The 25,176-nt window shown below is 67.9% G+C and carries 28 protein-coding genes, 2 tRNA genes and 1 pseudogene; 17 read left to right on the top strand and 14 right to left on the bottom strand.

The window, feature by feature from the left end; translation table 11 throughout:
• Window positions 1–6 precede the first annotated feature (6 nt).
• Both ABD108_RS00845 and ABD108_RS00840 read right to left on the bottom strand, forming a co-directional pair.
• On the bottom strand, window positions 7–423 hold the full coding sequence (locus ABD108_RS00845; RefSeq protein WP_220655931.1) for a Fur family transcriptional regulator: 417 nt from the start codon (window positions 421–423) through the stop codon (window positions 7–9).
• The gene (locus ABD108_RS00840; RefSeq protein WP_220658412.1) at window positions 420–761 is read right to left on the bottom strand and encodes an ArsR/SmtB family transcription factor; all 342 of its coding nucleotides are present in this window, start codon (window positions 759–761) and stop codon (window positions 420–422) included. Before ABD108_RS00840 ends, ABD108_RS00845 begins: the two co-directional genes overlap by 4 nt.
• Window positions 762–919: 158 nt before the next feature.
• Here ABD108_RS00840 and ABD108_RS00835 point away from each other — a divergent pair, with 158 nt between their 5' ends.
• Window positions 920–2,323, top strand: a complete 1,404-nt coding sequence (locus ABD108_RS00835) for a glycine--tRNA ligase (RefSeq protein WP_425579752.1) — start codon at window positions 920–922, stop codon at window positions 2,321–2,323.
• Between the two features lie 32 nt (window positions 2,324–2,355).
• Here ABD108_RS00835 and ABD108_RS00830 read toward each other — a convergent pair whose 3' ends face one another.
• The 6 genes from ABD108_RS00830 to ABD108_RS00805 all read right to left on the bottom strand — a co-directional run bounded on the left by ABD108_RS00830 (window position 2,356) and on the right by ABD108_RS00805 (window position 6,589).
• Window positions 2,356–3,600 (bottom strand): hypothetical protein, encoded by a 1,245-nt coding sequence (locus ABD108_RS00830; RefSeq protein WP_343928986.1) that lies wholly within the window; start codon window positions 3,598–3,600, stop codon window positions 2,356–2,358.
• A gap of 51 nt (window positions 3,601–3,651) precedes the next feature.
• Window positions 3,652–4,350, bottom strand: a complete 699-nt coding sequence (locus ABD108_RS00825; RefSeq protein WP_343928985.1) for a DUF3558 family protein — start codon at window positions 4,348–4,350, stop codon at window positions 3,652–3,654.
• Window positions 4,351–4,356: 6 nt separating this feature from the next.
• On the bottom strand, window positions 4,357–5,025 hold the full coding sequence (locus ABD108_RS00820) for a DUF3558 domain-containing protein (protein WP_425579762.1): 669 nt from the start codon (window positions 5,023–5,025) through the stop codon (window positions 4,357–4,359).
• 36 nt (window positions 5,026–5,061) lie between these two features.
• Window positions 5,062–5,694 carry a DUF3558 family protein gene (locus tag ABD108_RS00815; protein WP_220655928.1) on the bottom strand — a complete coding sequence of 211 codons (633 nt, stop codon included), beginning with the start codon at window positions 5,692–5,694 and terminating at the stop codon, window positions 5,062–5,064.
• Window positions 5,695–6,081 (bottom strand): hypothetical protein, encoded by a 387-nt coding sequence (locus ABD108_RS00810; protein WP_220655927.1) that lies wholly within the window; start codon window positions 6,079–6,081, stop codon window positions 5,695–5,697.
• Window positions 6,082–6,157: 76 nt separating this feature from the next.
• Window positions 6,158–6,589: a lipoprotein LpqH gene (locus tag ABD108_RS00805; RefSeq protein ID WP_305111713.1), complete on the bottom strand. Its 432-nt coding sequence runs from the start codon at window positions 6,587–6,589 to the stop codon at window positions 6,158–6,160.
• A 32-nt stretch (window positions 6,590–6,621) separates the two neighbouring features.
• Between ABD108_RS00805 and ABD108_RS00800 the strand changes: the two genes are divergently transcribed.
• From ABD108_RS00800 to dnaG, 3 genes are read left to right on the top strand one after another with little or no spacing between them, the layout of a single operon-like run.
• Window positions 6,622–7,101, top strand: a complete 480-nt coding sequence (locus ABD108_RS00800) for a cold-shock protein (protein ID WP_305111711.1) — start codon at window positions 6,622–6,624, stop codon at window positions 7,099–7,101.
• 3 nt (window positions 7,102–7,104) lie between these two features.
• Complete coding sequence (locus tag ABD108_RS00795) at window positions 7,105–8,421, top strand: deoxyguanosinetriphosphate triphosphohydrolase (RefSeq protein ID WP_220655924.1); 1,317 nt, start codon at window positions 7,105–7,107, stop codon at window positions 8,419–8,421.
• Window positions 8,422–8,455: 34 nt separating this feature from the next.
• Window positions 8,456–10,384: a DNA primase gene (gene dnaG / locus ABD108_RS00790; protein WP_220655923.1), complete on the top strand. Its 1,929-nt coding sequence runs from the start codon at window positions 8,456–8,458 to the stop codon at window positions 10,382–10,384.
• Between the two features lie 7 nt (window positions 10,385–10,391).
• Here dnaG and ABD108_RS00785 read toward each other — a convergent pair whose 3' ends face one another.
• Window positions 10,392–10,634, bottom strand: coding sequence for a hypothetical protein (locus ABD108_RS00785; RefSeq protein ID WP_343928983.1), 243 nt, complete (start codon window positions 10,632–10,634; stop codon window positions 10,392–10,394).
• Window positions 10,635–10,667: 33 nt separating this feature from the next.
• Between ABD108_RS00785 and ABD108_RS00780 the strand changes: the two genes are divergently transcribed.
• A complete protein-coding gene (locus ABD108_RS00780; RefSeq protein ID WP_343928982.1) occupies window positions 10,668–11,411 on the top strand; it encodes a YggS family pyridoxal phosphate-dependent enzyme in 744 nt (247 codons plus the stop codon).
• Here the strand turns inward: ABD108_RS00780 and ABD108_RS00775 are convergent.
• Complete coding sequence (locus ABD108_RS00775; protein ID WP_343928981.1) at window positions 11,408–12,574, bottom strand: macrolide family glycosyltransferase; 1,167 nt, start codon at window positions 12,572–12,574, stop codon at window positions 11,408–11,410. The two genes, ABD108_RS00780 and ABD108_RS00775, sit on opposite strands and share 4 nt — an antisense overlap.
• 189 nt (window positions 12,575–12,763) lie before the next feature.
• Between ABD108_RS00775 and ABD108_RS00770 the strand changes: the two genes are divergently transcribed.
• Window positions 12,764–12,837: transfer RNA gene (locus tag ABD108_RS00770), tRNA-Ile, on the top strand.
• A gap of 5 nt (window positions 12,838–12,842) precedes the next feature.
• Here ABD108_RS00770 and ABD108_RS00765 read toward each other — a convergent pair.
• Window positions 12,843–13,196, bottom strand: a complete 354-nt coding sequence (locus ABD108_RS00765) for a hemophore-related protein (RefSeq protein WP_220655919.1) — start codon at window positions 13,194–13,196, stop codon at window positions 12,843–12,845.
• Between the two features lie 316 nt (window positions 13,197–13,512).
• On the opposite strand from ABD108_RS00765, the gene ABD108_RS00760 reads away from it, so the two are divergent.
• From ABD108_RS00760 to ABD108_RS00730, 7 genes are all read left to right on the top strand, one after another.
• A complete protein-coding gene (locus ABD108_RS00760) occupies window positions 13,513–13,698 on the top strand; it encodes a hypothetical protein (protein WP_220655918.1) in 186 nt (61 codons plus the stop codon).
• 59 nt (window positions 13,699–13,757) lie between these two features.
• Complete coding sequence (locus tag ABD108_RS00755) at window positions 13,758–14,585, top strand: adenylate/guanylate cyclase domain-containing protein (RefSeq protein WP_305111664.1); 828 nt, start codon at window positions 13,758–13,760, stop codon at window positions 14,583–14,585.
• Window positions 14,586–14,728: 143 nt separating this feature from the next.
• A complete protein-coding gene (locus ABD108_RS00750; protein WP_220655916.1) occupies window positions 14,729–16,303 on the top strand; it encodes a hypothetical protein in 1,575 nt (524 codons plus the stop codon).
• A gap of 91 nt (window positions 16,304–16,394) precedes the next feature.
• A tRNA-Asn gene (locus ABD108_RS00745) sits at window positions 16,395–16,467 on the top strand.
• Window positions 16,468–16,748: 281 nt separating this feature from the next.
• A complete protein-coding gene (locus tag ABD108_RS00740; protein ID WP_343928980.1) occupies window positions 16,749–17,318 on the top strand; it encodes a TetR/AcrR family transcriptional regulator in 570 nt (189 codons plus the stop codon).
• Window positions 17,315–18,307 carry an NADP-dependent oxidoreductase gene (locus tag ABD108_RS00735; RefSeq protein ID WP_343928979.1) on the top strand — a complete coding sequence of 331 codons (993 nt, stop codon included), beginning with the start codon at window positions 17,315–17,317 and terminating at the stop codon, window positions 18,305–18,307. The genes ABD108_RS00740 and ABD108_RS00735 overlap by 4 nt, the downstream gene beginning before the upstream one ends.
• 95 nt (window positions 18,308–18,402) lie before the next feature.
• Window positions 18,403–19,251, top strand: a complete 849-nt coding sequence (locus tag ABD108_RS00730; RefSeq protein ID WP_343928978.1) for an alpha/beta fold hydrolase — start codon at window positions 18,403–18,405, stop codon at window positions 19,249–19,251.
• 134 nt (window positions 19,252–19,385) lie between these two features.
• Here ABD108_RS00730 and ABD108_RS00725 read toward each other — a convergent pair whose 3' ends face one another.
• Window positions 19,386–19,751, bottom strand: coding sequence for a hypothetical protein (locus ABD108_RS00725; protein ID WP_343928977.1), 366 nt, complete (start codon window positions 19,749–19,751; stop codon window positions 19,386–19,388).
• Between the two features lie 42 nt (window positions 19,752–19,793).
• On the opposite strand from ABD108_RS00725, the gene ABD108_RS00720 reads away from it, so the two are divergent.
• Entirely contained in the window at window positions 19,794–20,576 is a 783-nt protein-coding gene (locus tag ABD108_RS00720) for an AraC family transcriptional regulator (RefSeq protein ID WP_343928976.1), read from the top strand.
• A 4-nt stretch (window positions 20,577–20,580) separates the two neighbouring features.
• Here the strand turns inward: ABD108_RS00720 and ABD108_RS00715 are convergent, their stop codons facing one another.
• Window positions 20,581–22,596 (bottom strand): superantigen-like protein SSL4, encoded by a 2,016-nt coding sequence (locus ABD108_RS00715; protein WP_343928975.1) that lies wholly within the window; start codon window positions 22,594–22,596, stop codon window positions 20,581–20,583.
• 204 nt (window positions 22,597–22,800) lie between these two features.
• On the opposite strand from ABD108_RS00715, the gene ABD108_RS00710 reads away from it, so the two are divergent.
• The 3 genes from ABD108_RS00710 to ABD108_RS00700 all read left to right on the top strand — a co-directional run bounded on the left by ABD108_RS00710 (window position 22,801) and on the right by ABD108_RS00700 (window position 24,817).
• Entirely contained in the window at window positions 22,801–23,622 is an 822-nt protein-coding gene (locus ABD108_RS00710) for a serine hydrolase domain-containing protein (RefSeq protein WP_343928974.1), read from the top strand.
• 134 nt (window positions 23,623–23,756) lie between these two features.
• Complete coding sequence (locus ABD108_RS00705) at window positions 23,757–24,272, top strand: DUF3145 domain-containing protein (RefSeq protein ID WP_013127340.1); 516 nt, start codon at window positions 23,757–23,759, stop codon at window positions 24,270–24,272.
• Between the two features lie 128 nt (window positions 24,273–24,400).
• Window positions 24,401–24,817: a pyridoxamine 5'-phosphate oxidase family protein gene (locus ABD108_RS00700; protein ID WP_343928973.1), complete on the top strand. Its 417-nt coding sequence runs from the start codon at window positions 24,401–24,403 to the stop codon at window positions 24,815–24,817.
• A 73-nt stretch (window positions 24,818–24,890) separates the two neighbouring features.
• Here the strand turns inward: ABD108_RS00700 and ABD108_RS00695 are convergent.
• A pseudogene (locus ABD108_RS00695) lies at window positions 24,891–25,176 on the bottom strand (beta-ketoacyl-ACP synthase); the annotation flags it as partial.

Raw genomic sequence — 25,176 nt, 5'->3', positions numbered from 1 at the left:
GCCGGGTCAGCCGCGGCAGTCGGCGCAGCGCCCAAAGATCTCCAGTGTGTGCGTGACATCGCTGAAGCCGTGGGCGGCAGCGGTTTTCGCGGACCACGATTCCACCGCGCGGTCGGTGACCTCCACCGTGCGGCCGCACTCGCGGCACACCAGATGGTGATGGTGATGCTCGCCCGAGCAGAGCCGGAACAGCGCCTCGCCGCTATCGGTGCGCAGGGTGTCGACTGCGCCGGCCTCCGCCATCGCCTGCAGGTTCCGGTACACCGTGGTGAGCCCGATCGACTCCCCGTTGGTGCGCAACTGCTCATGCAGTTCCTGGGCCGACTTGAATTCCGAGACCGAGCGCAGCGCCTGCGTGATGGCACCGCGCTGTTTGGTGGCGCGCACCCCCGTCGCCTTCGCGGTGTTGCCCGTCATCGTCATGCCCCCTGCCGTTCCGTGGCGTGCGCCACGGCGTCGACCACGATGTGGGCGAGGTGGTCGTCCACGAGGCGGTAGGTGATCTCGCGGCCGTTGCGCTCGCCGCGGACCACGCCCGCGGATTTGAGGACCCGCAGATGCTGGCTCACGAGGGGCTGGGTGACGCCGAGCATGTCGACGAGCTGATGTACGCACAGGTCGGTGCGCATGAGTTCGAGCACGATCGAGATCCGCACCGGCGCCGCGAGGGCGCGAAGCAGGTCTCCGGTGGCGGCGAGGATCTCGGGCTCGGGTTGTGCGCTCGCCTCGTCGACCGAGCAGTCCGCGATGTCGGTAGGAATGGGGACACCTCCTGTTATCGCCAACCATTTTCATATGCGAAGTCGGCTACGTCAAGCCGCCCTGGTGGAGGCCTCCCATCGCGGCATTGCGGGCCGGTCGACCGGTAGAGTCGACACGTTCGTACCTGCCTGTCGAGACGTCGGAGATGAAGCGCGCCGTGGCCAAAGCAACCAAAGTCGATACCGTCGCCAACCTGTGCAAGCGCAGGGGACTGGTCTTCCAGTCGGGTGAGATCTACGGCGGCACGAAGTCGGCGTGGGACTACGGGCCGCTGGGCGTGGAGCTCAAGGAGAACATCAAGAAGCAGTGGTGGCGCAACATGATCACCTCGCGCGACGACGTGGTGGGTCTGGACAGCGCGATCATCCTGCCCCGCCAGGTGTGGGTCGCGTCCGGCCACGTCTCGGTGTTCAACGATCCGCTCGTCGAGTGCCTGAACTGCCACAAGCGGCACCGTCAGGACCACCTGCAGGAGGCCTTCGCCGAGAAGCGTGCCGCCAAGGGGGAGGAGATCAACCCCGACGACGTGCCGATGACGGAGATCGTGTGCCCCGACTGCGGCACCAAGGGCCAGTGGACCGAGCCCCGCGACTTCAACATGATGCTCAAGACCTACCTCGGCCCGATCGAGTCGGAGGAGGGCCTGCACTACCTGCGGCCCGAGACCGCACAGGGCATCTTCGTGAACTTCAAGAACGTGATGACCACCGCGCGCAAGAAGCCGCCCTTCGGCATCGGCCAGATCGGCAAGAGCTTCCGCAACGAGATCACGCCCGGCAACTTCATCTTCCGGACCCGTGAGTTCGAGCAGATGGAGATGGAGTTCTTCGTCAAGCCGGGTGACGACGACGAGTGGCACCAGTACTGGATCGACTACCGCCTCAAGTGGTACACGGATCTGGGTATCGATCCGGAGAACCTGCGCCTGTTCACGCACCCGCAGGAGAAGCTGAGCCACTACTCCAAGGGCACCGTCGATATCGAGTACCGCTTCGAGTTCACGGGCAGCGAGTGGGGTGAGCTCGAGGGCATCGCCAACCGCACCGACTTCGACCTCGGCACCCACACGAAGCACTCGGGCGAGTCGCTGGAGTTCTTCGACCAGCAGTCGGGCGAGCGGTACACGCCCTACGTCATCGAGCCCGCAGCCGGCCTCACCCGCTCGCTGATGGCCTTCCTCGTGGACGCGTACACCGAGGAGGAGGTGCCGAAGGCCAACGGCGGCACCGACACCCGCGTGGTGCTCAAGCTCGACCGCCGCCTGGCGCCGGTCAAGGTGGCCGTGCTGCCGCTCTCGCGCGACGAGAAGCTCTCGCCGAAGGCGCGTGAGCTGGCCGCCGAGCTGCGTCAGTTCTGGAACGTCGACTTCGACGACGCGCAGGGCATCGGCAAGCGCTACCGTCGCCAGGACGAGATCGGCACGCCGTTCTGCATCACCGTGGACTTCGACACGCTCGAGGACAATTCGGTGACGGTGCGCGAGCGCGACACCATGGCGCAGGAGCGTGTGCCGCTGGCGCAGGTGCGCGAGTACCTCGCCGCCCGCCTGCTGGGCTGCTGAGCCCTACCGGCCGGTCGCCAGTGCGGCGCTGATCAATTCGGGCGAGGGTCTCGCCTAGGGGGTTTGTCGGCGGTGGTCTCGGGGCGCCATTCGCCGAGCACCCCGGGGCCCACGAGCGGGTTGGTGCCGATGATCTCCTCCCCGTTGGTCCGATTGATCAGGTAGCCCGGTGTCCGGTGCCGTCCGTCGCCGGAGCCGCGCTGACCGCCCGCCGCGCCGGGCGTTCCGCCGAGGGGCATGGAGGTCGCACGCGCACCCGAGGCGGACGGCCCGGACACCGCTGCGGTGGATGTGGCGGACCGCAGCGCTGAGCCCTCCGACCGCAGGCCGAGCGGCGATGGGCCGCCGCCTCCAGCGCGCAGGCCGCCGGCGCCGCCGCCAGGTGAACGGCCCCCGCCTGTCGCGGCGCTCGCGGCCGGCGAGAACAGTGGAGTCAGATTCGAGCCACCGCCGTCATAGCGGTCGGTCCGTACGGTGCCGTTCTCACCGGCGGCCGGGATACCGTCGGTCGATCCGGCGGACTCGGGCGTCCCGGCGGGGCTGGTCCCGGGAGGCTGCCCGGTTCCCGAGGTCGACGGTGCGCCAGGGGCTCCTGCAGCGCTGTTCGTCGCGTCCGCAGTGACGCCGTCGGCCGTGACGCCGTCGGCGGTGGCGGTGGAGGGGTCAGACGGAGTCGACGCGGCCGTGTCCGTGCCGGCCCCTCCGGACGACGACCCGCTCGCCGGGGTTCCGCCGGACGCGGATCCGCCGGGTGCGCTGATCGGCGCCGGCCCCTGCGGGCCGGAGGTGCCGGTGTCCCCGTCGAACGTCGGCTTCTTCACCTCGTCGCCCAGCGGGAGCGTCGAGGCATCGGCCTGCACGGGCGAGGTGTAGACGGAGCGGAGCTGCGCCGCCAATTCCCCACCGACGCCGCCGGAATCGGTGTCCCGCACAGAGCAATCGCGGAACTGCTCGTTGGTCCTCGTGGCCGTGTCGGAGAGGCCGTTGACCTGATTGATCACTCCGGCCGCCGACACGGCCGATTCATAGGAGGCCTTCACATAGTTGCCGACCACCTCGAACGAGCGCGGAGCCGGATCACCCAGCCACTTGGACGCCTGCGAGGCGACATCGCGTTCCAGCTCGGCGATGCTGTCCATCTGGGCGAGGGAGGCGGCGAGGATCACTTCCTTATCGGCGGCGATCCCGGCCCCCGACAGGCTTTGGGCGAACAGGCGGATCTGGAACCGCGACCACCCGTCGAAAGGAGTTGCACCTACCGTTTGGAAGTCCGCCATATTGATTGGACGCATGTGCGCGTTGATCGGTTCCCGATCTCCGCCCGGACGCTACGGCGCTTTCGAGATCGCGAGGGTGGCGAACGCGATGGCGGCGTCACACTCACGCGTCAGCCCGGGGGAAGCACGGAGAGGGAGCGCGCCGGTGATGACGACAGCCGCCTCAGAGAGGAAGACGGCGGTGCAGTCGGTGGGCGTGGTCGCGACCGCCAGGCGGCGGCCCTGCACCATCCGGTCTGGCTGCCAGGAGCGGAAGTTCTGATCGCGCTTGTAACCATCCAGGGTGTCCTGATTGCCGACGATCTGCGAGAAGTTCAGGTATTCGCGATCGCTAGGGCTCGACCTGACGCCACTCCAATCGCATCCGCGAAAGTTGGGCGATCGAGATTTGCCAGCATCTCTGATCGTGGTCGGATCAATGTTGAGGACGCGGAGTTCCTGCGAGGTGTAAGCGATGCACGGTTCGAATCGAGTCCCGTCGTTGCGCTCGTTGGTCCGGCCCTCGACGGTAGTCGCGAACGGCAGTGGTGCCGTCGGCGCTGCCGTTCGGCTTGGAGTTGCTGGTGCGGCCGTCACCTCGACTTGACTGTGTCGACCGGCGTTCACGGGATTGCCCGGAACGGACGTCGTGCAGCCGCTGAGCGCGAGCGTGCACGCGATGCCGACAGCAGGAATCCAGCGCCAAATGCTGGTGTCAGCGCACCTGCGGTTCGGACGCAATGCATGGCCCGCCTGGCTACCGTCTGCCACGGTGTTCTACGGGGCTTTCGAGATTGCGAGGGTCGCGAAGGCGACCGCTGCGTCGCACTCTCGTACCAGCCCAGATGAAGGGTACGGCGTGATTGTTCCGGTGATGACCACGGCGGCCTCGGAAATGAAGGCGGCTGTGCAGTCGTACTTCGTCGGTGCGACAGCTAGTCGCCGCCCCATGACGATACGGTCGGGCTGCCATGGTCGGAAGTTCTGCTCGCGCTTGTAATCATCCAGGGTGATCCGTTTGCCGACGATCTGTGAGTAGTTCAGGTAACTTCGATCCGACGGGCCCGCTTTGACGCTTGTCCACTCACAGCCTCGGAAATTGGGCGATCGGGATTTGGCGGCGTCCGCGAGTGAGAACGGATCGATGTTGAGCGCGCGAAGTTCCTGTGCCGTGTAGGCAGTGCAGGGCTCGAAGCTGGATCCGTCGTTGCGTTCGTTCGTTCGGCCCTGGATCGCCGGTGTGAACGGCAGTGGTGCCGTGGGCGGGCCTGTCTGGCTCATCGTTGGCGGCGCATCTGTCTCTTCAGCTTGGCTGTCTCGATCGGCGCTCACGGGAGCGCCCGGAACGGAGGTCGTGCAGCCGCCAAGCGCGAGCGTGCACGCGATGCCGACAGCAGGAATCCAGCGCCAAATGCTGGTGTCAGCGCACCTGCGGTTCGGACGCAATGCATGGCCCGCCCGGTTACCGTCTGCCACGGTGTTCTACGGGGCTTTCGAGATTGCGAGGGTCGCGAAGGCGACCGCAGCATCGCATTCACGTGTTAGTCCAGGTGATGGGGAGAGGGCTATTGCCCCGGTGGTCACGACGGCGGATTCGGATATGAATGCGGCGGTGCAGTCGTATTTCATTGGTGCGACGGCGAGGCGTCGTCCCATGACGACTCGGTCAGGCTGCCAAGCGCGGAAGTTCTGTTCGCGTTTGTAGGCGTCGAGAGAGATCCTCTTGCCGACGACCTGCGAATAGTCGAGGTAGGTCCGGTCAGCAGGGCCAGCCTTGATGCTTGTCCAGTGGCAGCCGCGGAAGTTCGGTGAATTGGACTTAGCGGCGTCCTGCAGCGAGGCTGGCTCGATGTTGAGGTCGCGGAGCTCCTGCGCTGAGTATGCGGTGCAGGGTTCGAAGCTGGACCCGTCGTTGCGTTCGTTAGTTCGACCCTGGATCGTCGGCGTGAAGGGCAAAGGCATTCTCGGCACTCCGGTCAGGACCTGTGCTGATGGCACCGCTGTCGCCGTGTTTCGGCTGTCGCCGCTGGCGCTCACGGCTTCGCCGCGCAGGGATGTCGTGCAGCCCGTGATTGTTAGGACAAGCACGACGCCTGCGGCATAGCTTCTGCGCATTCAGCCGCCCGCCTGTTGAGCGACCTGGCTTATGTTGTCGGTCCCCTCACTCTCGCGCCTCTCCAGATCGCGCCGGAGTCGTCGCATTCCGTCGGCCATTCCCTCTGCGGCGCTAGCCTGCGCCATCATTCGGTTGTAGATCGAGTGTTCGTGCGTCACCACAGCCACGCGGACGTTGTTGGTCGCCGCAACGCCTTCGACTGTGTCGCCCAGGTAGTTGTGGGTACCCACGTCGTACACATCTCTCGCAGCAGTTCGTAGGCGCTCGGCATGCCGTTCGAGAGCCCTCGCGATCTCTTCCTGCGGGTTTCCGTCGACCACCATCATCGGGCGAGCCTTGGCCCGCTCGCGGGCGATCGCGATCATCGCTTCCATCTCCGGGTCCACGCACGCCTCCGCCAGTCGAGTCCTCATGTATTGGACGCGCCAGCTCAGCGATCGGTTCCCGATCGGTTGGTCATGGTCAGCTACAGGTGACCTCGACGCGGAACTTCTTGGTGCTCAGGTCCGCGGCACGTGCTTCGCCGGTGATCGTGTAGCGGTTGCCGGCCCGCGAGGTGGTGGCCGAACCGATTTGTCCGAGGGGCGTGTTCGTCACCGTCATCACGTTGCCGCCGGTCGCGATGAACAGAGTGTTCACCCGCGGCGGGTTGCCGTCGGTGATCATCGCGCCCACGCCCCGCGCGGTCTGCACGCTGCCCGAGCCGATCGAGATCGAATCGCCCACTCGCTGGCATCCCGCGTTCACGTACTCGGCGGCGTCCTGCCGCTTCCCGTCGACCTCGACCACCGTGCTGGAGTCGATGTTGGGGGAGGTGCACGCCGATGCGGCGACGAGGGCGCCGGCGATGGCGGCGCAGGCCGCCGCGCGGGCGGTCAGGGGACGGATTCGCATGGACACAAGGTACCCGTGGGATACTCATTCCCATGACGAGCGGCAAGGTTGTTCATTTCGACACGCAGCGTGGCTTCGGCTTCCTCGCCCCGGCGGACGGCGGCGAGGATGTCTTCCTCCACGTCAACGACATCGACTTCGACGAGTCGGCGCTCCGTCCCGGTACCGAGGTGACCTTCGAGGTGGAGAAGGGCGATAAGGGCCTCAAGGCCGTGAACGTGGCCGTGGTCGGCGGCGCGCCCGCCGCCGCTCCCCGTCGGGACCACCGCGACTCGCGCGATCACCGCGACTCCCGCAACGACCGGGGCGATCGGCCCGAGCGCCGGGAGGCTCCGCGCCGCGAGGCCGCGCCGCGCGCCGCCGCTGCCGGGGCGCTGGGCATGCAGGCCTTCCTGGACGAGATCACCGAGCAGCTGCTCGACTCCTCCGATGACCTGACCGCCGGCCAGATCATCGCGATCCGGCAGCGCTTCGCGGACTTCGCGTTCGCGCGCGGCTGGGTCACCGAGTAGCCGGTGCCGCTGCTACCCGGCCCCGCCGCGTACCAGCCCGCGGACGTCGAGCGCATCGTCTCCGAGGCGCCGAAGACGGCGGGCCTGGAGACGGATTCGGAACCCACGCTGTTCTCCGGCCCGCAATGGGAGGCGCCGCGGTGGGAGGGGCACAGTTCCGCCTTCGCCCGCGATCGGGCCCGGGTGCTGCACTCGGCGGCACTCCGCAGGCTCGCGGACAAGACTCAGGTGGTGGGTCCGCGCGAGGGCGATACGCCGCGCACCCGTCTCACTCACTCGCTGGAGGTCAGCCAGATCGGCCGCGGCATCGCCCTCGGCATCGGCTGCGACCCCGACCTCGTGGACCTCGCCGGCCTGGCGCACGACATCGGCCACCCGCCGTACGGGCACAACGGCGAGCGCGCCCTCGACGAGCTGGCCACCGACATCGGCGGCTTCGAGGGCAATGCACAGAACCTGCGCATCCTCACCCGGCTCGAACCGAAGGTGCTCGACGCGAACGGCGAGTCCGTCGGCCTGAACCTGACCCGCGCCGCACTCGACTCGGCCACCAAGTACCCGTGGCTGCGCCGGGAGCCGGGCGGAAAGTTCGGCGTCTACGACGACGACGCCCACATCCTGGACTGGATGCGCGGTGGTGAGGACGGACCGCACGGCCGGCGCCAGTGCCTCGAATCCCAGGTCATGGACTGGTCGGACGATGTGGCCTACTCGGTGCACGACGTGGAGGACGGTGTGCTGTCGGGCCGCCTGGATCTGCGCGCACTGGCCTCCGCTGAGGAGGTTCGCAACCTGTCCGGGTTCGGCGCCACCAGCTTCCGCGGCGTGGACGCCGCCGAGCTGGAGGAGGCGGGAGCGCGGTTGGCGGCCTTCGACGTGGTCGCCGACGCCACCCGCTACGACGGCAGCCTCGCCTCGTCGGTCGCGCTCAAGCGGATGACCAGTGAGCTGGTCGGACGGTTCGCCTCCGCGGCGATCAACGCCACGCGCACCGCCACCGGCGACCGACCGGTGTGCCGTTACCAGGCCGATCTCGAAGTGCCGCGCACCGTCCGTGCCGAGGTGGTGCTACTCAAGACGATGGCGCTGCAGTACATCTACTCCAACCAGAAGCACCTCGCGATTCAGCAGGGGCAGCGGATGCGGATCCACCGCGTGGCCGATTGGCTGATGGGGGCGTCACCGTCGAACATCGACCCGCTGTACTCGCCCGCCTACCTGGCCGCGGACACCGACGCCGCCCGGCTGCGCGTGGTGGTCGATCAGATCGCCTCGATGACGGAGACGCGCCTCGAGCGCATCGACGAGGCCATCGACTGAACCGGTCCGGACTCCGAACGACTAGACTCGTCTCGTGGTCGGCAGAATCCCGGAGCGTGACATCGCGGCGATCCGCGACCGCGCGCGCATCGAGGACGTGGTCGGCGAGTACGTAGCGCTCCGGCCCGCCGGCGTGGGGTCGATGAAGGGCCTGTGCCCGTTCCACGACGAGAAGACCCCCAGCTTCCACGTGCGCCCCACGCAGGGCTTCTTCCACTGCTTCGGCTGCGGCGAGGGCGGCGACGTCATCTCCTTCCTGCAGAAGATCGAGCACGTGCCCTTCGTGGAGGCCGTGGAGCAGCTCGCCGACAAGGTGGGCATCCAGATCAGCTACGAGGGCGGCACCCCCGGACCGAAGCAGGACCGTGGCACCCGGATGCGGCTCGTGGCCGCCAACGCCGCCGCGCAGAAGTTCTACGCCGAGCAGCTCCGCAGCCCCGAGGCGGAGATCGCCCGCACCTACCTCAAGGACCGCGATTTCTCCGAGGAAGACGCGGCGTTCTACGGCTGCGGCTACGCGCCCTCGGGCTGGGACACCATGACGAAGGCGTTGCTGCGCCAGGGATTCGACGTCAAGGAGCTGGAAGCCGCCGGCCTGTCGAAGCAGGGACAGCGGGGTCCGATCGACCGCTTCCACCGCAGGCTGTTGTGGCCGATCAAGAACCTCGGCGGCGACGTGATCGGCTTCGGAGCGCGCAAGCTGTTCGACGACGACAACCTCGGCAAGTACATGAACACGCCGGAAACCATGCTGTACAAGAAGTCTCAGGTGCTGTTCGGGCTCGACCACGCCAAGAAGCACATCGCCAAGGGGCATCAGGTGGTGGTGGTCGAGGGCTACACCGACGTGATGGCGATGCACGCCTCGGGCGTCGAGACCGCCGTGGCCTCCTGTGGTACCGCCTTCGGCGAGGATCACGTCTCGTTGGTACGACGACTCATGATGGACGACAGCTACTTCCGCGGCGAGGTGATCTACACCTTCGACGGTGACGAGGCCGGTCGCGCCGCCGCCATGAAGGCCTTCGAGGGTGACCAGAAGATCGCCGGACAGTCGTTCGTGGCGATCGCCCCGGACGGTATGGACCCGTGCGAACTGCGCCAGCGCCACGGCGACGAATCCGTACGCGACCTGATCGCGCAGCGGGTGCCCATGTTCGAGTTCGTGGTCAAGACACTGATCGCCGAGTTCGATCTCGATACCGCCGAGGGCCGCGTGCACGCCCTGCGCCGGTCCGTGCCCGTGGTGGCCCGGATCAAGGACATGTCCCTGCGCGACGAGTACGCCCGGCAGCTGGCCGGCTGGGTCGGCTGGGACGATGTGGCCCAGGTGCTGCGCCGGGTGCGCGAGGAATCCGCGAGGATCCGACGGGGCGAGGGGCGCCCCGCCCCGGGCGCGCCGGCACCGTCGACCAACCGGGTGCGTGACGTTCCGGCCGCCCCGGTCCCGGAGACCCGTCCCGCCGGGCCGCAGCGGCCCAATCCGGCCGACCCGGTGCTCTGGGTGCAACGCGAGGTGCTCAAATGCGCCCTGCAGGCCCCGGCGCTGGCGGGCACCGTTTTCGACGCGCTCTCCGACGACATGTTCACCGACCCCGCGTACCGGGCCATCCGGCTCGCCATCGAGGGCGCGGGTGGTATCGCCGCGGGTCTGGGCGGCGCGGAGTGGGTCGACACGGTGGTGCGGCACGCCGACGGTCCGGTGCTGGAGGCACTGGTCACCGAGCTCGCGGTGGAACCGCTCGAGGTGCAGGGCGAGCCCTCGCCGCGGTACGTCGAGGGGGTGCTCGCGCGCCTGCAGGAGGTGTGGGTCGGCGGCCAGGTGGCCGATCTGAAGTCCAAGCTCAAGCGCATGTCGCCCAACGCCGACGACGATTACAACCGGCTGTTCGGCGACCTCGTGGCGCTCGAGTCCTACCGGCAGAGCCTGCTCAAGCTGGCCGTGGGCGACACGGGCTACTAGTCAGCCGCTAATCGAGGTCGGTTTTGGGGGAGTAGACCACCGTATCGGCGTCGATCTCGCGCATCGTGCGCATCTTCGGATCGGGGTGCAGCGAATCGGCGAGCTTGCGGCGGCCCACCTCGACGGCCTTCTTCGTCACCGGGCTGGTGGCGATGGCCTTCGCGGTGCGGTTGATCTGCTCGTACCGACGACGCCCGGCCTTGGTGCCCAGCACGTAGCCGGCACTTGCGGCGATAACCAGACGGATCATGAGGCCACTGTACCCGCCGGATACCCTGCCCCCATGACCTCGTACCCGCCCGCGCAGACCGTCGAGGAGTTCGCGGCGAACCTCGCCGCGGTCCGCGCCCGGATCGACGCGGCAGCGGCGCGAGTGGGGCGCGCACCGTCGGACGTGCGACTGCTCCCGGTGAGCAAGACGGTGCCGCAGGAGCGGCTCCGGCTCGCCGTCGCGGCCGGCTGCCGGGAGCTGGGGGAGAACAAGGTCCAGGAGGCCAAACGGAAGTCGCAGGAGATGGCCGACCTCGACGTGGCGTGGGCGGTGATCGGGCACCTGCAGACCAACAAGGCCAAGGACGTGGCGGCCTTCGCCGCCGAGTTCCAGGCGCTCGACAGCGTGCGGGTGGCCGAGGCGCTGGACCGCAGACTCCAGCTCGAAGGGCGCGGCCTGGATGTGTACGTGCAGGTGAACACCTCGGCCGAGGAATCGAAGTACGGGCTCGCACCCGACGCGGTGCCCGGCTTCCTGCGTGAGCTGCCCGCGTTCACGGCCCTGCGGGTGCGCGGGTTCATGACGCTCGCGGAGTTCTCGTCCGACGAGGCGCGGGTGCGCGAGTGCTTCCGGAGACTGCGGGGCATCCGCGATCGTGCCCTCGACGTCGATCCCGGTCTGACGGAACTGTCGATGGGGATGTCCGGCGACTACGAGGTCGCGATCGAGGAGGGGGCCACCTGTGTTCGGGTGGGGCAGGCCATCTTCGGTTCACGGGCGCTCCCGGACAGCCATTACTGGCCGTCCGGGGGTTAGCCGGCGGCGGTGTCCGCCGTCGCGGCGGAGCGATCGCGCAGGATGCCCTCGATGAGGTCGGCGGCGCGGTCGGTGCCGCCGAGTTCGGCGGTGTCGCGCTGCCATTCGCGCACGCGCTCGGCGACCGCATCGTCGGCGACGAGATCGAGGAGGGCGGTTCGTAGCGCCGCGGGGGTGGCGTCCGCGGTGTCGAGGCGCCGGCCCACCCCCAGCTCCACGAGACGATCGGCGTTTTGGAACTGGTCCGCCGCCTGCGGCACCGCGATCATCGGCACCCCGTTGATCAGCGCCTCGCTGCACCCGCCCATTCCGGCGTGGGTGATGAAGGCATCGGCGCGACGCAAGACCGCACGCTGCGGCACCCACGAGCGGATCTCGACCGAATCGGGGACGGCGCCGAGATCGGCGGGGTCGACGAACGGGCCGATCTGAATGATGGTGTGCCAGCCCGGAAGATCGCCGAAGGCGGCGATGCAGGAGCGGTAGAAATCGGGGCGGCGGGTGAAGGTGGACCCGAGCGAGACCAGCAGTAGCCGATCGCCGTCCGGGACCTCGACCGGCTCGTCCGCGGTGCGCGTCGTCGCGAAACACGGTCCCACGAAGGTGACTCGCTCCTGATCCACCCGATCCAGGTGGGGTTGCATCGCGCGGGTCAGCGCGGCGATGGCGCGGTCGGACGCTCCGGCGAAGTCCGTCGGAGCGCCGGAGTCGTGGCCCTCCGCGCGCAGCCATGCGGCGAACCGCTCGTGCCACTCGTCGGCGCCGGGGAGCGCGCGCATCGCGGCTCCGACCTCCTCGTGATAGCCGTCCCAGGCGATCGTCGACGACGCCATCATGACGGCGGGCAGGCCGCGCGATGCGGCGTACACGCGGCCCGCGAACGCCGCACTGTCGAACAGGAGCAGGTCCGGTGGGTCCGCGTCGAACGCCGCGCGCAGCTGCGGAAGCATGTGGATCGCGTCGTCGAGGAAGACGTTCATGGCACCGAGGGGGCCCTCGGGTAACTTCGCCTCGTCGCCAGGGATGAGCGATCCGTAGTCGATCAGGTCGGCACCGGCGCCGACGATGGGTTCCGCCATCCGCGAGTCGTTGACGTACGAGACCCGGTGGCCGCGGTCCACCAGTTCTCGGATCACCTCCAGGCTGGGCATGATGTGCCCCATTGCCGGTATTCCGACCATCACGATGTGCGCCACGGCGATTCGATCCCTCCCATGTACCAGGTGATCCGATCCTGGCAGGGGCGGTTTGCAGTCCGCAATGGGAGATGTCACAGAACGAGCCGCCGGGCCGCCCGGGGCGGGGGAGCGCGCCGAGTACGATGTCCACGCCGACGGTGACCGTCGGAATCGGGGGCAGTAGCTCAGTCGGTTAGAGCCGCGGACTCATAATCCGCTGGTCGTGGGTTCGAGCCCCACCTGCCCCACTACATCAGTACTTCGCGCAGTTGGCGGCGACCAGGTTGATGCGCTTGTTGATCTCACCCTGATGCGTCTTGTACAGCGACGCCAGCTGCGGGTTCTGCGCGGCGAGCTGCTGGATGCGAGCGTTGCGCTCGGCGGGCGGGAGCGTGAGCACCTCGTCGGCGGTTGCGCGTCCACCCGGGACCTGATTGAGCAGGGGCAGGGCCTCGGGGGCGAGATCGGCCACGGCCCGCTCCACCTGCCCGACGTTGCACTGGGTCCCCGGAACGGGATCAGCGGGTGCTGCGGCGGCGGTGGCGACGGGGGCGGCGATGAGGGCGCCGATGAACGCGGTAGCGGTGGCGAATTTCCAAGTCTGCATGGTGTTTTCCTTTCGTCATGCGACGACTCCGGATGAGGTGTCGCCACGAAGCTACCGACGCGCGGCTGAGGAACCCCGGAGAGATTTCTCAGGCATTCACAGGCCAATCCGGTAACGCCGGGGATTCGGCGGCCCGCACCTGCAACGACAGCGTGTGGGCTGCGCACATGTTTGCGGGACCAATGTCGGGGTCCGGCTGTGGTGAGCGCGTGCGCTCGGCACTATCGCCCCTGCGTGTCGTTGGCGAATCCGCGACGGTGGGCGAGAACACGTCCTAACGTGTGTTCTAGATCACTGATCGGTCGAGGAGGGTGACGTGCTGGATCATTACGACGTTCGCAGCGGGGAATTCCACCTGGGGATTCGCCCACCGGCCGCGCGGCGCGCGAGTCTCGGGATATGGCGCGCCGTGAAGGCCGTTCTCAACGCGGCGGCCGACCTCGACGCCACCGTGTACGGGGCACGCCTGCACGCCCGGATGAGCTGCGAGCTGCGGCCCTAGCCTCACCGTCGGCGACTACTGTTACGTTGCGGGAAGACCGCGACGGGAGAACATCTGCCATGGCCGACGATCCACTCGACGTGCCCGCCCACGATTCCGAGAGGGTGGCGCCCGAGCCGAAGAAATCCGTCTTCGCCGCGGGTGCCCGCGCTGCTCGCGCCGCCAATCACAGCAAGACCGCGACCAACCTCGTCCGGGTCGCGCGCGAGAGCCTGCCGGGCGGCCCCAAGAAGGACCTCTTCCACCCCGACGCCGAATCGACCGAGCGCCTGTCGAGCCTCATCGACCGCATCGTCGGTGACGAGCCGACGGTGACCCGCGAGCTCGGGAACCTCGCCACCGCCACCTGGCAGGCTCTCATCAGCCGGCGCGACCGCGACTACCTCCCGCCGCAGCCGATCACCATCCTGTTCACCGATCTGGTGAGCTTCTCGACCTGGGCGCTGCACCGCGACGACGACGACATCGTCCGCCTGCTGCACGACGTCAACAAGACGACCAAGGACCTCGTGGAGCGGCACGGCGGCGTGATCGTCAAGACCATGGGCGACGGTGCGCTGGCCGCGTTCGACGGCGATACCGCCATCGAAGCGGCGTACGAGGTGATCGAGGCGGTCGGAACCATCCACGCCGCAGACGGCTATCGCCCCACCCTGCGGGCAGGCCTGCATACCGGCACGCCCCGCCGGGTGAAGGGCGATCTGATCGGCGTCGACGTGAACATCGCCGCCCGCGTCGCGGAGGCGGCGAATGGGGGAGAGGTACTCGCTTCGGAGACGGTTTTCACCGTGGCCGATCGGAGCAAATACCAGGTGCGACCTCGGCGTTTCAAGGCCAAGGGTGCTCCCCAGAAGCTACAGGTCTTTTCTGTACGCCCCCTGTATTGAGCCTGCGGGAGAACCCTGAGTTTCGATTCATTCGCGACATCTTTGTAACGAACGGTGTCATCGTCGAGATACAGCGTGTGACTTGAGTCGAAGACAACAGGGGCAGCATCGCGGCCCCGTCGCAACCCAAGGATGGGAACCGCATGAACAAGAAGAAGATCGGCGCCGCCTCGTTCGCCGTGGTCGCCGCTGCCGGGCTCCTCGCGGGCTGCAGCAAGTCGACCGACGGCGATAGCAGCCCCGTTGCCTTTTCCCCGGTGACCGGTGATCAGTTCACCGCCAACCCCGGTGCCTTCCAGACCGACGGCATCGCCGTCCCGCCGTCCGGCGTCACGATGGTGGGCAACCCCGTCGCCGCGCAGGCCGTCGCGAACTCGGGTCTGCCGCAGGGCACGATCACCTCGACCACCAAGAACACCACGGTGTACTACCCGCCGGCCCCGGCCATCCCGGGCCTGCGCCCCAAGCCGCAGCCGGCTCCGCCCGCGCCGATGGTGCGCCCGGTGGACTACCGCCCGTGGCAGTACACCCCGCAGGAGATCGCGGTCTACCAGCAGATCTGTGAGACCGGTCGCTGGAACGACTACCGCGCGGGCACCGAGGTGCAGAGCCAGACCTGCTACACCCTGTACGGCCGTCAGCTCGGTGTGAAGCCGTGGACTCCCGGCCAGCCCAAGCCCTGGCAGCGCCCGGACTACCCGAAGCCGTGGTTCGAGGCGAACTTCAAGGTCGACGTGCCCGTCATGTGGATCTACCCGCCGAGCTGGACCCAGCCCAAGCCGCAGCCGCTGATCTCGGTGTCGATCGGCATCAACCTGCCGGGCAACCCCTACGTCCGGGTGAACCCGCGCTACAACGAGCCCTTCTACCCCGTGTGGGCGGTCACCCCCGGCCGCGTCGTCGAGGTCCGTGACCAGGCCCGCATCGTCGCGCCGGTCTACACGACCACCACGACCACGACCACCACCACGACGACCACCACGACCACCGCTCCGGTGGCCCCCGGTGTCGTGCTGGCGCCGCTCCCGACCTCGGCCAAGGTGACGGCTCTGACGGCCGTTCCGGGCGCCCAGGTGGCCGGCAACGTCAACACCGACGCCTCGGTGACCGTCCCGACCGCTGCCGCGGTCAAGGGCGCCACCATCCAGGCGGGCACCAAGGCCTCGCTGGACGCCGGTGTGGGTTCGAAGGTCGACGCGACCGTCGCCAAGCCCGACGTGGCCGCGGGCAACGCCGGTGCGACGGTGAGCGCCGGTGCCGGTGCCACCGTGGGCAACGGCGGCGTGACCGGTGGCGCCAACGGCGGCGCGACCGCCACGGTGCCGGGTGCGACCGCAGGTGCGACGGCGACCGGTGGTGCCACCGCCGGTACCACCGCTCCGAAGGCCACCGAGACCCAGGCTCCGACGCAGACGCAGACGAAGGCCCCGACGCAGACGCAGACCGAGGCTCCGGCCCCGACGCAGACGCAGACCAAGGCCCCGACGCAGACGCAGACCGAGGCTCCGGCACCGACGCAGACGCAGACGCAGGCTCCGGCCACCACCACGACCCCGCCGGTGACCCCGCAGGCGACGGTCTCGACGGTGGCTCCGAAGCAGACGGCCCGCACCACTGCACCGGCTCAGGAGCCGACCGTGACCAAGCCCGCCACGGGCACGACCACGGCCGCCACCTGCACCCCTGAGCAGGCTGCCGAGGGCACCTGCAAGCTGTAACCCGCTAGCGCCTCGGGGAGACCTTCGGCAGGCCTCTGACCTGCTGATTGGTCTCCCCGAGTGCGTTGCGCTAAAGTTCTCTCTCGGTCAATCCCCCATAGCTCAATTGGCAGAGCATTCGACTGTTAATCGAAGGGTTACTGGTTCGAGTCCAGTTGGGGGAGCAAAGAAACCCGCAGGCGACTGCGGGTTTTTCTGTATCTAGAACGACCCCGTCGGGGCGGCGCCCCGCCATCCATTTCGCGGTGGCCGAACGGGCTTCCATCAATCTCGGGGCCCTCTTCGGTGTGCGGTCCTCCCCGTGCTCCTGAAGTGAGCCGGTTCACGAACGGTCGCAATTGAAGTACACTCATAATATTATGAACGTAATGCCATCCGTGCTACGAGGAGGAGGGCCCACATGGCGAGGTACAGTCCCGAACACAAGGAGGCGACTCGGCGCCGGATGGTCGAGGCGGCCGGGCGGCGGTTCAAGAGCAACGGGATCGACGGCTCGGGCATCGCGACCCTGGTCGCGGACGTCGGCCTGACGAACGGCGCCTTCTACGGTCACTTCTCGTCGAAGGACGATCTGGTCGCGAACGTCGTGGCGCAGCAGCTCGCCCAGCAGACCGCTGTCCTGAACGCGTTGCCAGCAGGGCGCGAGTCGGTCGAGACGTTCGTGGGCCAGTACCTGTCCGGAGCGCATCGTGACGACCTGGCAGGCGGCTGCCCTTCTGCTGCGCTGCTGGATGAGATCGGCCGGTGTGACGCCTCGGTCCGGGAGGCTTACACCGACGGAGTCACGGCGATGATCGAGGCGATCGCACGCCATCTGGACGATGGAGATTCGAGACGAACCGAAGCGCGTGCGATCGGACTGCTCTCGCTCCTGGTCGGCGCGCTCCAGACCGCCCGCGCGGTCACCGATCCGGAAGTCTCCGAGCAGATCCTGGCCGCTGCCTTCAGCAACGCCATGATCATCGCCGGTCTCTCGAGCAACCCCGCACCGCCGACGCGACAGGAACAGCGATGAAGGCCTTCGTCGTCACTCACTACGGCCCCGACGGGCTTGAAGCAGCTGACGTCCCCGCGCCCAGTGTCGGGCCTCGCGACGTCCTGATCGATGTCCGAGCGGCGAGTATCAACCCGCTCGACACGATGATCCGTAACGGCGAGTTCAAGCAACTCCTCAAGTACAAGCGGCCCTTCGTACTCGGCCACGACCTATCCGGGGTCGTCACCGAGGTCGGCGCGAGCGTTCGCGAGTTCAAGCCCGGCGACGAGGTGTACGCCCGACCGCGAGACCTGCGCATCGGCGCCTTCGCCGAGCAGATCGCGGTCGCCGTCGACGACATCGCGCTCAAACCCGCCTCCTTGTCGTTCGCAGAGGCTGCAGCGGTGCCGCTCGTTGCACTCGCCGCTTGGCAAGCCCTGGTCGACGTGGCGGACGTCCGATCCGGACAGAGGGTGCTCGTTCACGCAGGGGCCGGCGGGCTCGGCTCTACCGTCATCCAGGTCGCCAAATACCTGGGAGCGCATGTTGCGACGACCGTGAGCACCAAGGATCTCGACAGGGCCCGGGCGCTCGGCGCAGACGAGGTCATCGACTACAAGACACAGGACTTCGCCGACGTGCTGTCCGATTACGACGTCGTGCTGGACTCCCTCGGCGAAGAGAATCTCGAGAAGTCACTGACCGTCTTGCGCCCAGGGGGTCTCGCGATCAGCGTTGTCGGCCCACCTGATCCGGCCTTCGCCGCCCAACTAGGGCGACCGCTCTTCAGGCCGGTCATGGCTCTGCTCAGTCGCAAGATCCGGCGCCGAGCGAGCAAACTCGGCGTGCGCTACTCGTTCTTCTTCATGCGCGCCAGCGGCCCCCAACTCGCCGCACTCGCCGCTCTGTACGACGCGGGGAGCCTATGTCCCGTCCTCGATCGGACATTTCCCTTCGCCCAGACACTCGACGCCATCGCCTATGTGGAGCAGGGAAAGGCCAACGGCAAGGTCGTGGTGACCCGATGACGGCCCCCGTGTCCCGCCCTTCGTGATCACCGATCAGCACTAACCATCCCTACGACACCTCCGCCGCACCCTGAAGGAACCCCATGAGCGAGAACATGAACGAAGCAACGAACACGTCGTACACACGGGCGCCGAACCGAACCGTCAGCGTAGGCGACACCACGTACGCCTATCGCGAGCTCGGCCCGAAGGGCGGCGTACCCGTCGTCTTCTTCGTCCACCTCGCGGCGACCCTCGACAACTGGGACCCGCGCATCGTCGACCCCATCGCCCAGAACCGGCACGTGATCGCCTTCGACCAACGTGGCGTCGGAGCCTCCACGGGACGCGTGCCCAGCACTCTCGAAGAAGCCGCCGACCACGCCTTCGAATTCATCACCGCCCTCGGCCACAACAAGATCGACATCTTCTCCTTCTCGATGGGCGGCATGATCGCCCAGGACCTGATCGTCAAACACCCCGACCTCGTCCGCAAACTCGTCCTGACCGGCACCGGACCGCGCGGTGGCAAGAACATCGACAAGGTCGTCGGAGTGACCTACTGGGACATCCTCCGCGCCACCCTCACACGCTCGGACCCGAAGGAGTTCCTCTTCTTCAACCGCGACGCGACCGGGAAGGCCGCTGGCAAGGCGTTCATCAAGCGGCTTAACGAACGCACCGTCGACCGGGACCAGGAGATCAGCCTGACGGCACTGCGAACCCAGTTGAAGGCCATCCAGAAGTTCGGTCGCTCCGCTCCTTCTGACCTGTCGGCCTTCACTCAGCCGACACTCATCGCCAACGGTGACCACGATCGGATGGTCCCCACCGTCCTGTCGGAAGACCTGCACAACCGCATCCACGGCAGTCAACTGCTCATCTACCCCGACTCCGGCCACGGAGGCATCTTCCAGTTCCATGAGAAGTTCGCACCCGCTGCCGCCGAGTTCCTGGCCAGCTGAGGTCACCGGGGCCGCGTCGTCGGAACCGCCTCGGCGGCGGGGCCTGGAGAAAGCGGGCATGGAACACGAGGGGACACTGCGCTCGTATCGGGTGGTGCGCGGGCAGCGGCGCGATCACCACCTGTTCGCGTACGTCACCGAGTGAGAGCCGCAGCCGCGCCCAGCGCCGCCAGAAGCCCGATGTCGAGACGTTTCACCTGCTCCAGCCGTGGCCCCGCCCCGATCGACTGGGCGAGAGCCAGGTACGAGCCCAGCGAGACTGCTCCCGCGACCACTGCGGGCTTCCGGTGGTCGGGCCGCAGAGCGGCGTGGATCAGGCCTGTCCCGAGTAGCCCGAAGAACGTGGCGCGATGCCGCAGGAGCAGCTCGGTATCGGTGTCCGCGACTGCGACGCCGTACGTGCTCTCGACGCGGTCGCGGGAGAGCACGGCGACGGTGGGGATGAGATGGGCGATCCCGACTCCGGCGAGCAGGGTCCGTCCGAGCGAGTCTTTCAGCACGAGTACCTCCGGTAGTGAGTGCGTGCCACCTAGCATCGGCTCATGACTGCCACCGCGCTTCCAGAAACGTGCGCCGCCGTGAGCACCCTCTGGGTCTCGCCGGCGACCGCGGTCTACCTGGGGGCACCACTGGGTCTGGCGCCGCATTCGACATCGGTGCACTGCCTGGTGCTCGGCGTCGACGGACCGATCACGGTGCGGGTACCCGGACGCAGCGACATCGTCGGCCGCAGCGTGCTGGTGCCACCGCGCGAGGTCCACCAGGTGATTCCGACGAATGAGTCACGAATCCTGTTCTGTTACAGCGATGCCACGGCCGGCCGCGGCCGCGATCTGCTCGACGCGATGGGGGAGCGCACCGGGGGATTCGGCGTGCGGCACCGGGCCGAGAGCGCGCTGATCGACCTCTGCGCAGGAGACGCGCCCGGCGGGGCGGACATCCTCCGCACCGCCTTCCCCGCCCCCGACGGGCCGCTCGACGCGCGGATCGCGCGCACCGTCGAGCGAATCCTGCGGGAGCCGACACGGTCGGCGGACGAACTGGCGCAGGCCGAGAGCCTCTCGCGCGCACACTTCCTGCGCCTGTTCGGCGCGCAGACCGGTACCAGCTTCCGGCGCTACCGGTTGTGGGCGCGGATGCTGCACGCCGCGGCCGCCATCGCCGACGGTGCCGACCTCACGCGCGCCGCCGCGGACGCGGGCTTCGCCTCACCCTCGCACTTCAGCGACTCGTTCCTCCGGATGTTCGGGCTCACCGCGACGACGCTCACCCGGTCGGGTGCGACGCTCGTGGTGAGCGACGACCCGTCCGGGTGGGCGAAATAGCGGCCTAGGCCGCCTTGTCGGTGGTGCTGGCGCCGGACGAGGCCGTGTTGCCGGCCGAGGTGTCCGCCTTGGCGGGCGCATCCGACTTCTCGACCTTCGACGCGGAATCGCTCGAAGAGGTCGTGCTCTTGGATGCCGACGTGTCGTTCGATCCGGTGGTCGTGCCGGTGCCGGACCCGGTTGTCGGGGAGGCGGTTTCCGCCGAGGACGCCGGCGTCTCGACGGGAGTGCTGGGCGTGGACGGCGCCGTCGTGTCGTTCGGCGCGGTCTCCTTCGGCGTAGTGACCGTCGTGTCCTTCGGGGCAGTGGTCCCGGAGGCGGCCGCCGGGGCCTTCGCCTTGCCCTGATCCGCACCCACTCGCGAGGCGATCGATGCGACCGATTCGCCGCCCTTCTCCAGCGAGTGCGCGCCGGTGGCCGGCGCGTCCGCCTTGAGCGCGGTGGCGGTGGATCCCGCAGTCGAGGTCGACGGTGCGGTGGTGTCGGCGAGCCTCTTGGACAGATCGAGAATGCCCGACGCGGTGCCGTTCACGGCCGGGCCGTACTGGCTGGTGGCGAAATCGGAGATCGGCTTGAGCAGCAGATCGGAGAAGCCCTTGTAGACCGGCGTCAACAGCCCGGTGAGCGGGTTGAGCACCAGCGCGTCGATGCCGAGGATCTGCGTGAGCGATCCCACGCCCAGACCGCCGGTGATGGTCGAGATGATGCCGTTCATGGGGTCGGTCGGGAGCAGGCCGGTCGGGATGAGGCCGGCGCTGGAGTTCGGGCCTACGGTGTCGCCGATCTTGAGGTCGGTGAACAGCTTGATCCCGAACAGCGACGGCGAGGCGATGCCCATGCCCGCGGTGCCGAAGCTGAGTCCGCCGAGGCCGTAGATCAGCGGCAGGGGGATGCCGAGCGGGTTCTGCAGCAGCATCAGGTTCTGGCCGTTGTTGATGTTGAAACCGTTGGTGCCGATGTAGTTCCCGGTCGTCACGTTGAGATTGGTGAGGCCGAAACCGATCGGGGTGTTGATGTTGTTCAGCGTAAAGCCGATGGGGTTGTAGATGCCGTTCTGCGTGGGCAGCAGCACATTCGCTCCCAGCGTGCCGGCCGAGAGCAGGTTCAGCGGAAGCTTGAAGCCGGCCGCGCCGATCGGCACCGAGATCACCGTGTCGGTACCGCCCAGCGCGGCGGGCAGCTTCAGCGCGGCAGTGGGGGCGGCACCCCACCAACCGATCTGGCCGCCGAGCGGGAAGTTGTAGGTTCCGTCGCCCTGCGGCACCCAGATGGTGCCGCTCGGCAGAGAGCCAGTGGGCATGATCGGGATGTCGGGCAGCGTGACCGGCGGGATCAGCGGCGGGAGGCCGGGAAGGGTGATCCCGTTCAGCTTCAGGCCACTGGGGGTCTTGACGAAGGTATTGAGGAAGTTGGTCTGCCCCGACATTCCGAGCAGGCCCCAGTTGTAGGCGCTGGTGTACTTGCTCTGCGTGGCCTCGAGCCCGTCGATGAGCTGGCTGAGCGGCGGAAGCTGATTGAGAACACCGCCCAGGACCGGCAGATTCATGACGCCCTCGATGGCATTGCCGGCGCCGATCAGCAGATCCCCGCCGGGAAGCTTGCTGGGCAGGGGGAGCGCCACCGTCTGGCCGCCGGGCAGGACGATGTTCGGCACCACACCCGGCACACCGGTGGGCAGCGTGAGTCCGCCGATGTTCCTGAGGATCTGGGGAAGCTCGGTGATCTTGGTAGCGTCCGACTTCACGAAGCTGGAACCGAAGGTGGGGAGGAGTCCACCGCTGCCGGCGCTGATCGGACCCCACACGCTGTTGATGTTCTTCTGCGCGCCGTCGGACGCCTTGAGGAAGTTGTCGAGCGCATGCGAGTAGTCGCTGATCGCCTGGCTGTAGTTCGGAGCGGTCGCGGCCTGCGCGGGCGCGCCCATCATGCTGATTCCGGCAGTGGCGCCGACGGCGCCCGCTGCCAGCGCGGCGCGCCTGGCGGCCAGCTTCTTCGACGACTTGCGGTGCTTCGCTGACATGGGTCGGTCCTTCCAAGGCAAATGCAGACGCGAACGGTGCGTCCACGGGGCAGCCTAGGTCTGTTGAATTCTGAACAAACGCCAAATGTGCAGCCGCAAAGGAATTGTCATATTTGCAGGTGAGGTGCGGTGCTCAACTAACGATCGGATCGTCTGTCTGGTGTGGCCGGCGGGTAGGGTGACCACGTCGATCTGAGGAGGGAAATGAGTCTCGCGGAACTGGCCGAGTGGCCCGTCGAGAACGCGGCCGGAGCGCTGCTGCGCACCGACGAGGCGCGCACCGTCGACACCTACGGCGACCTCGACGCGGAATACGAACTCGCTTCGGTCACCAAGCTTCTCGTCGCCTACGGCGTCCTGGTGGCCATCGAGGAAGAGGCGATCACGCTCGATCAGCCCGCCGGACCGCGGGGGAGCACCGTCGAGCACCTACTCGCGCACGCCTCCGGCATCGCCTTCGACTCCGCCGATGTCCAGGCCCCGCCGGCCACCCAACGGATCTACAGCTCGTACGGCTACGAGCTGCTCGCCGACCTCATCGCCGCCGAGGCCGATATTCCCTTCCCGGACTACCTCGACGAGGCCGTCTTCGCTCCACTCGGCATGACGAGGACGCGACTCGCCGGGCCCGCCGGACACGGTGCCCGATCGACGGTGGCCGATCTGAGCCGCTTCGCCGCCGAGATCGCCGCGCCCACGCTGCTCGATCCGCGCACCGTCGACCGCGCGCAGGCGGTCCACTTCCCGGGCCTGCCGGGCTTCGTTCCCGGCTATGGGAAGTTCGCGAACAACACGTGGGGTCTGGGCTTCGAGGTCAAGGGGGACAAGCGCGCCCACTGGACCGGCACCCGGAACTCGCCGCGCACCGTCGGGCACTTCGGGCAGGCGGGCACGTACCTGTGGTTCGACCCCGATCTGCGGCTCGCGGCGGTGGTGCTCACCGACCGTCCCTTCGGCGCCTGGGCCAAACCGCTGTGGTCGGAGTTCAACGACCGGCTGATTTCTCAGGAACTTCAAGGCGAGTAACTGGCGCAACACGCGCATCATGGTGCACAATGGCTTCATAACTACATCGGTGTGATAAAGCGCAGCTGGTAGCTCCGCGGTTCGACAGACGGCTTGGGGAAGACGTTCTCGTCGAAACGAAGAAGGTGGCAACCATGCAGCAGCTGAGTCAGTTTGCAGAGGTGACGACTGGAGTCGTGTGGATCCACGCGGCACCTGCTGCTCTATGCCCACACGTCGAGTGGGCACTGTCGAGGACCCTCGACGCGCGGGCCACGCTCAAGTGGACCGCGCAGGAGGCCGTCCCCGGCATGCAGCGCGCCGTCGTCGACTGGGTAGGCCCGGTCGGCTCCGGTGCGCGGATGGCGAACACGCTCCGGGAGTGGAACTCCCTGCGGTTCGAGGTCACCGAAGACCCCTCCGAAGGGGTCGACGGTGAGCGGTTCTGCTATGCCCCGGGCCTGGGCCTGTGGCGCGGCACGATGAGCGCGTCGGGCGACACCCTGCTCGGCGAGGCCCAGCTGCGCTCGCTCATGCTCGAACAGGGCGGCGAGGGCCTGCAGACCGCCATCGACTCCCTCCTGGGCACCGCCTGGGACGACGCGCTCGAGCCCTTCCGCATGGGCGGCCAGGGCGCCGAGGTGACCTGGCTGTCCCAGGCCGTCGGCTAGATCACCAGACCTGCCTGATACCCGGCCCGGGCGGGCGAGCGCGGCGCGAAAGCGATGGCGCCCCGCCGGGACCGGGACACCGGCCGAACCGACCGCCGCGTGTCGGGCCCCTCTGCCACCATGGGGTCATGGCACTCACAACGTCGGAGAAGCAGCAGTTCCTCGCACAGCCCCTCGTCGCGGCCTTCTCGGTCGCCGAACCCGGCCGCGGCCCGCTCACGGTGCCGGTCTGGTACGCCTACGAACCCGGCGGCAAGCCGTGGATCACCATCAGTCCGCAGTCGCGCAAGATGCGCGCGATCGAGTCGACCGGCCGGTTCACGCTGATGGTCGACACCGTGACCCCACGCACCATGTACGTCAGCGTGGAGGGCCCGATCTCCGAGATCCGTGCCTCCACCGAGGAGGAGATCCACTCGATGGCCTCGCGCTACCTCGAAGGCGCCGAACTCGAGGGCTACCTGCAGTTCTCCCAGCAACTGGGGGAGCACGCCACCGTGGTCCTCGAACCGGAGCACTGGCTCGCCGCCGACCTCACGATGTAGTCCGGGGTGGTCCGGGCGACAACAGAAAACCGGCCGCCGGGAAAATCCCGACGGCCGGCCTCTGGAGTGAAGCTCAGTACTTACCGAACGCCAGCGCCACGTTGTGGCCGCCGAACCCGAAGGAGTTGTTCAGTGCGTAGTTGATCTCGCCCTTGCGTGCCGAACCGTGCACGACGTCCAGGTTGATCTCGGGATCCTGGTTGTCGAGGTTCAGGGTCGGTGGGATGATGCCGTCGCGGATGGACAGCACCGTCAGTGCCGCCTCCAGCGCGCCCACAGCACCGATCGAGTGGCCCAGTGCGCCCTTGGGCGCGTAGACCGCCGCGTCGGTACCGACGACCGCGTTGATGGCCTTCGAC

Source organism: Tsukamurella strandjordii (assembly GCF_039525985.1).
In the GTDB taxonomy this organism is placed as follows: domain Bacteria; phylum Actinomycetota; class Actinomycetes; order Mycobacteriales; family Mycobacteriaceae; genus Tsukamurella; species Tsukamurella strandjordii.
This window is presented reverse-complemented; position numbering and strand designations above follow the sequence as displayed.

Bases quoted from the DNA above. Each gene is read 5' to 3' on its own strand.
- ABD108_RS00780 (WP_343928982.1), top strand. From the start codon at position 10,668: ATGACCTCGTACCCGCCCGCGCAGACCGTCGAGGAGTTCGCGGCGAAC.
- ABD108_RS00730 (WP_343928978.1), top strand. From the start codon at position 18,403: ATGAACGAAGCAACGAACACGTCGTACACACGGGCGCCGAACCGAACC.
- ABD108_RS00750 (WP_220655916.1), top strand. From the start codon at position 14,729: ATGAACAAGAAGAAGATCGGCGCCGCCTCGTTCGCCGTGGTCGCCGCT.
- ABD108_RS00755 (WP_305111664.1), top strand. From the start codon at position 13,758: ATGGCCGACGATCCACTCGACGTGCCCGCCCACGATTCCGAGAGGGTG.
- ABD108_RS00815 (WP_220655928.1), bottom strand. From the start codon at position 5,694: ATGCGCAGAAGCTATGCCGCAGGCGTCGTGCTTGTCCTAACAATCACG.
- ABD108_RS00700 (WP_343928973.1), top strand. From the start codon at position 24,401: ATGGCACTCACAACGTCGGAGAAGCAGCAGTTCCTCGCACAGCCCCTC.
- ABD108_RS00775 (WP_343928981.1), bottom strand. From the start codon at position 12,574: ATGGGGCACATCATGCCCAGCCTGGAGGTGATCCGAGAACTGGTGGAC.
- ABD108_RS00735 (WP_343928979.1), top strand. From the start codon at position 17,315: ATGAAGGCCTTCGTCGTCACTCACTACGGCCCCGACGGGCTTGAAGCA.
- ABD108_RS00800 (WP_305111711.1), top strand. From the start codon at position 6,622: ATGACGAGCGGCAAGGTTGTTCATTTCGACACGCAGCGTGGCTTCGGC.
- ABD108_RS00740 (WP_343928980.1), top strand. From the start codon at position 16,749: ATGGTCGAGGCGGCCGGGCGGCGGTTCAAGAGCAACGGGATCGACGGC.
- ABD108_RS00765 (WP_220655919.1), bottom strand. From the start codon at position 13,196: ATGCAGACTTGGAAATTCGCCACCGCTACCGCGTTCATCGGCGCCCTC.
- ABD108_RS00845 (WP_220655931.1), bottom strand. From the start codon at position 423: ATGACGATGACGGGCAACACCGCGAAGGCGACGGGGGTGCGCGCCACC.
- ABD108_RS00720 (WP_343928976.1), top strand. From the start codon at position 19,794: ATGACTGCCACCGCGCTTCCAGAAACGTGCGCCGCCGTGAGCACCCTC.
- ABD108_RS00805 (WP_305111713.1), bottom strand. From the start codon at position 6,589: ATGCGAATCCGTCCCCTGACCGCCCGCGCGGCGGCCTGCGCCGCCATC.
- ABD108_RS00715 (WP_343928975.1), bottom strand. From the start codon at position 22,596: ATGTCAGCGAAGCACCGCAAGTCGTCGAAGAAGCTGGCCGCCAGGCGC.
- ABD108_RS00785 (WP_343928983.1), bottom strand. From the start codon at position 10,634: ATGATCCGTCTGGTTATCGCCGCAAGTGCCGGCTACGTGCTGGGCACC.
- ABD108_RS00705 (WP_013127340.1), top strand. From the start codon at position 23,757: ATGCAGCAGCTGAGTCAGTTTGCAGAGGTGACGACTGGAGTCGTGTGG.
- ABD108_RS00830 (WP_343928986.1), bottom strand. From the start codon at position 3,600: ATGGCGGACTTCCAAACGGTAGGTGCAACTCCTTTCGACGGGTGGTCG.
- ABD108_RS00710 (WP_343928974.1), top strand. From the start codon at position 22,801: ATGAGTCTCGCGGAACTGGCCGAGTGGCCCGTCGAGAACGCGGCCGGA.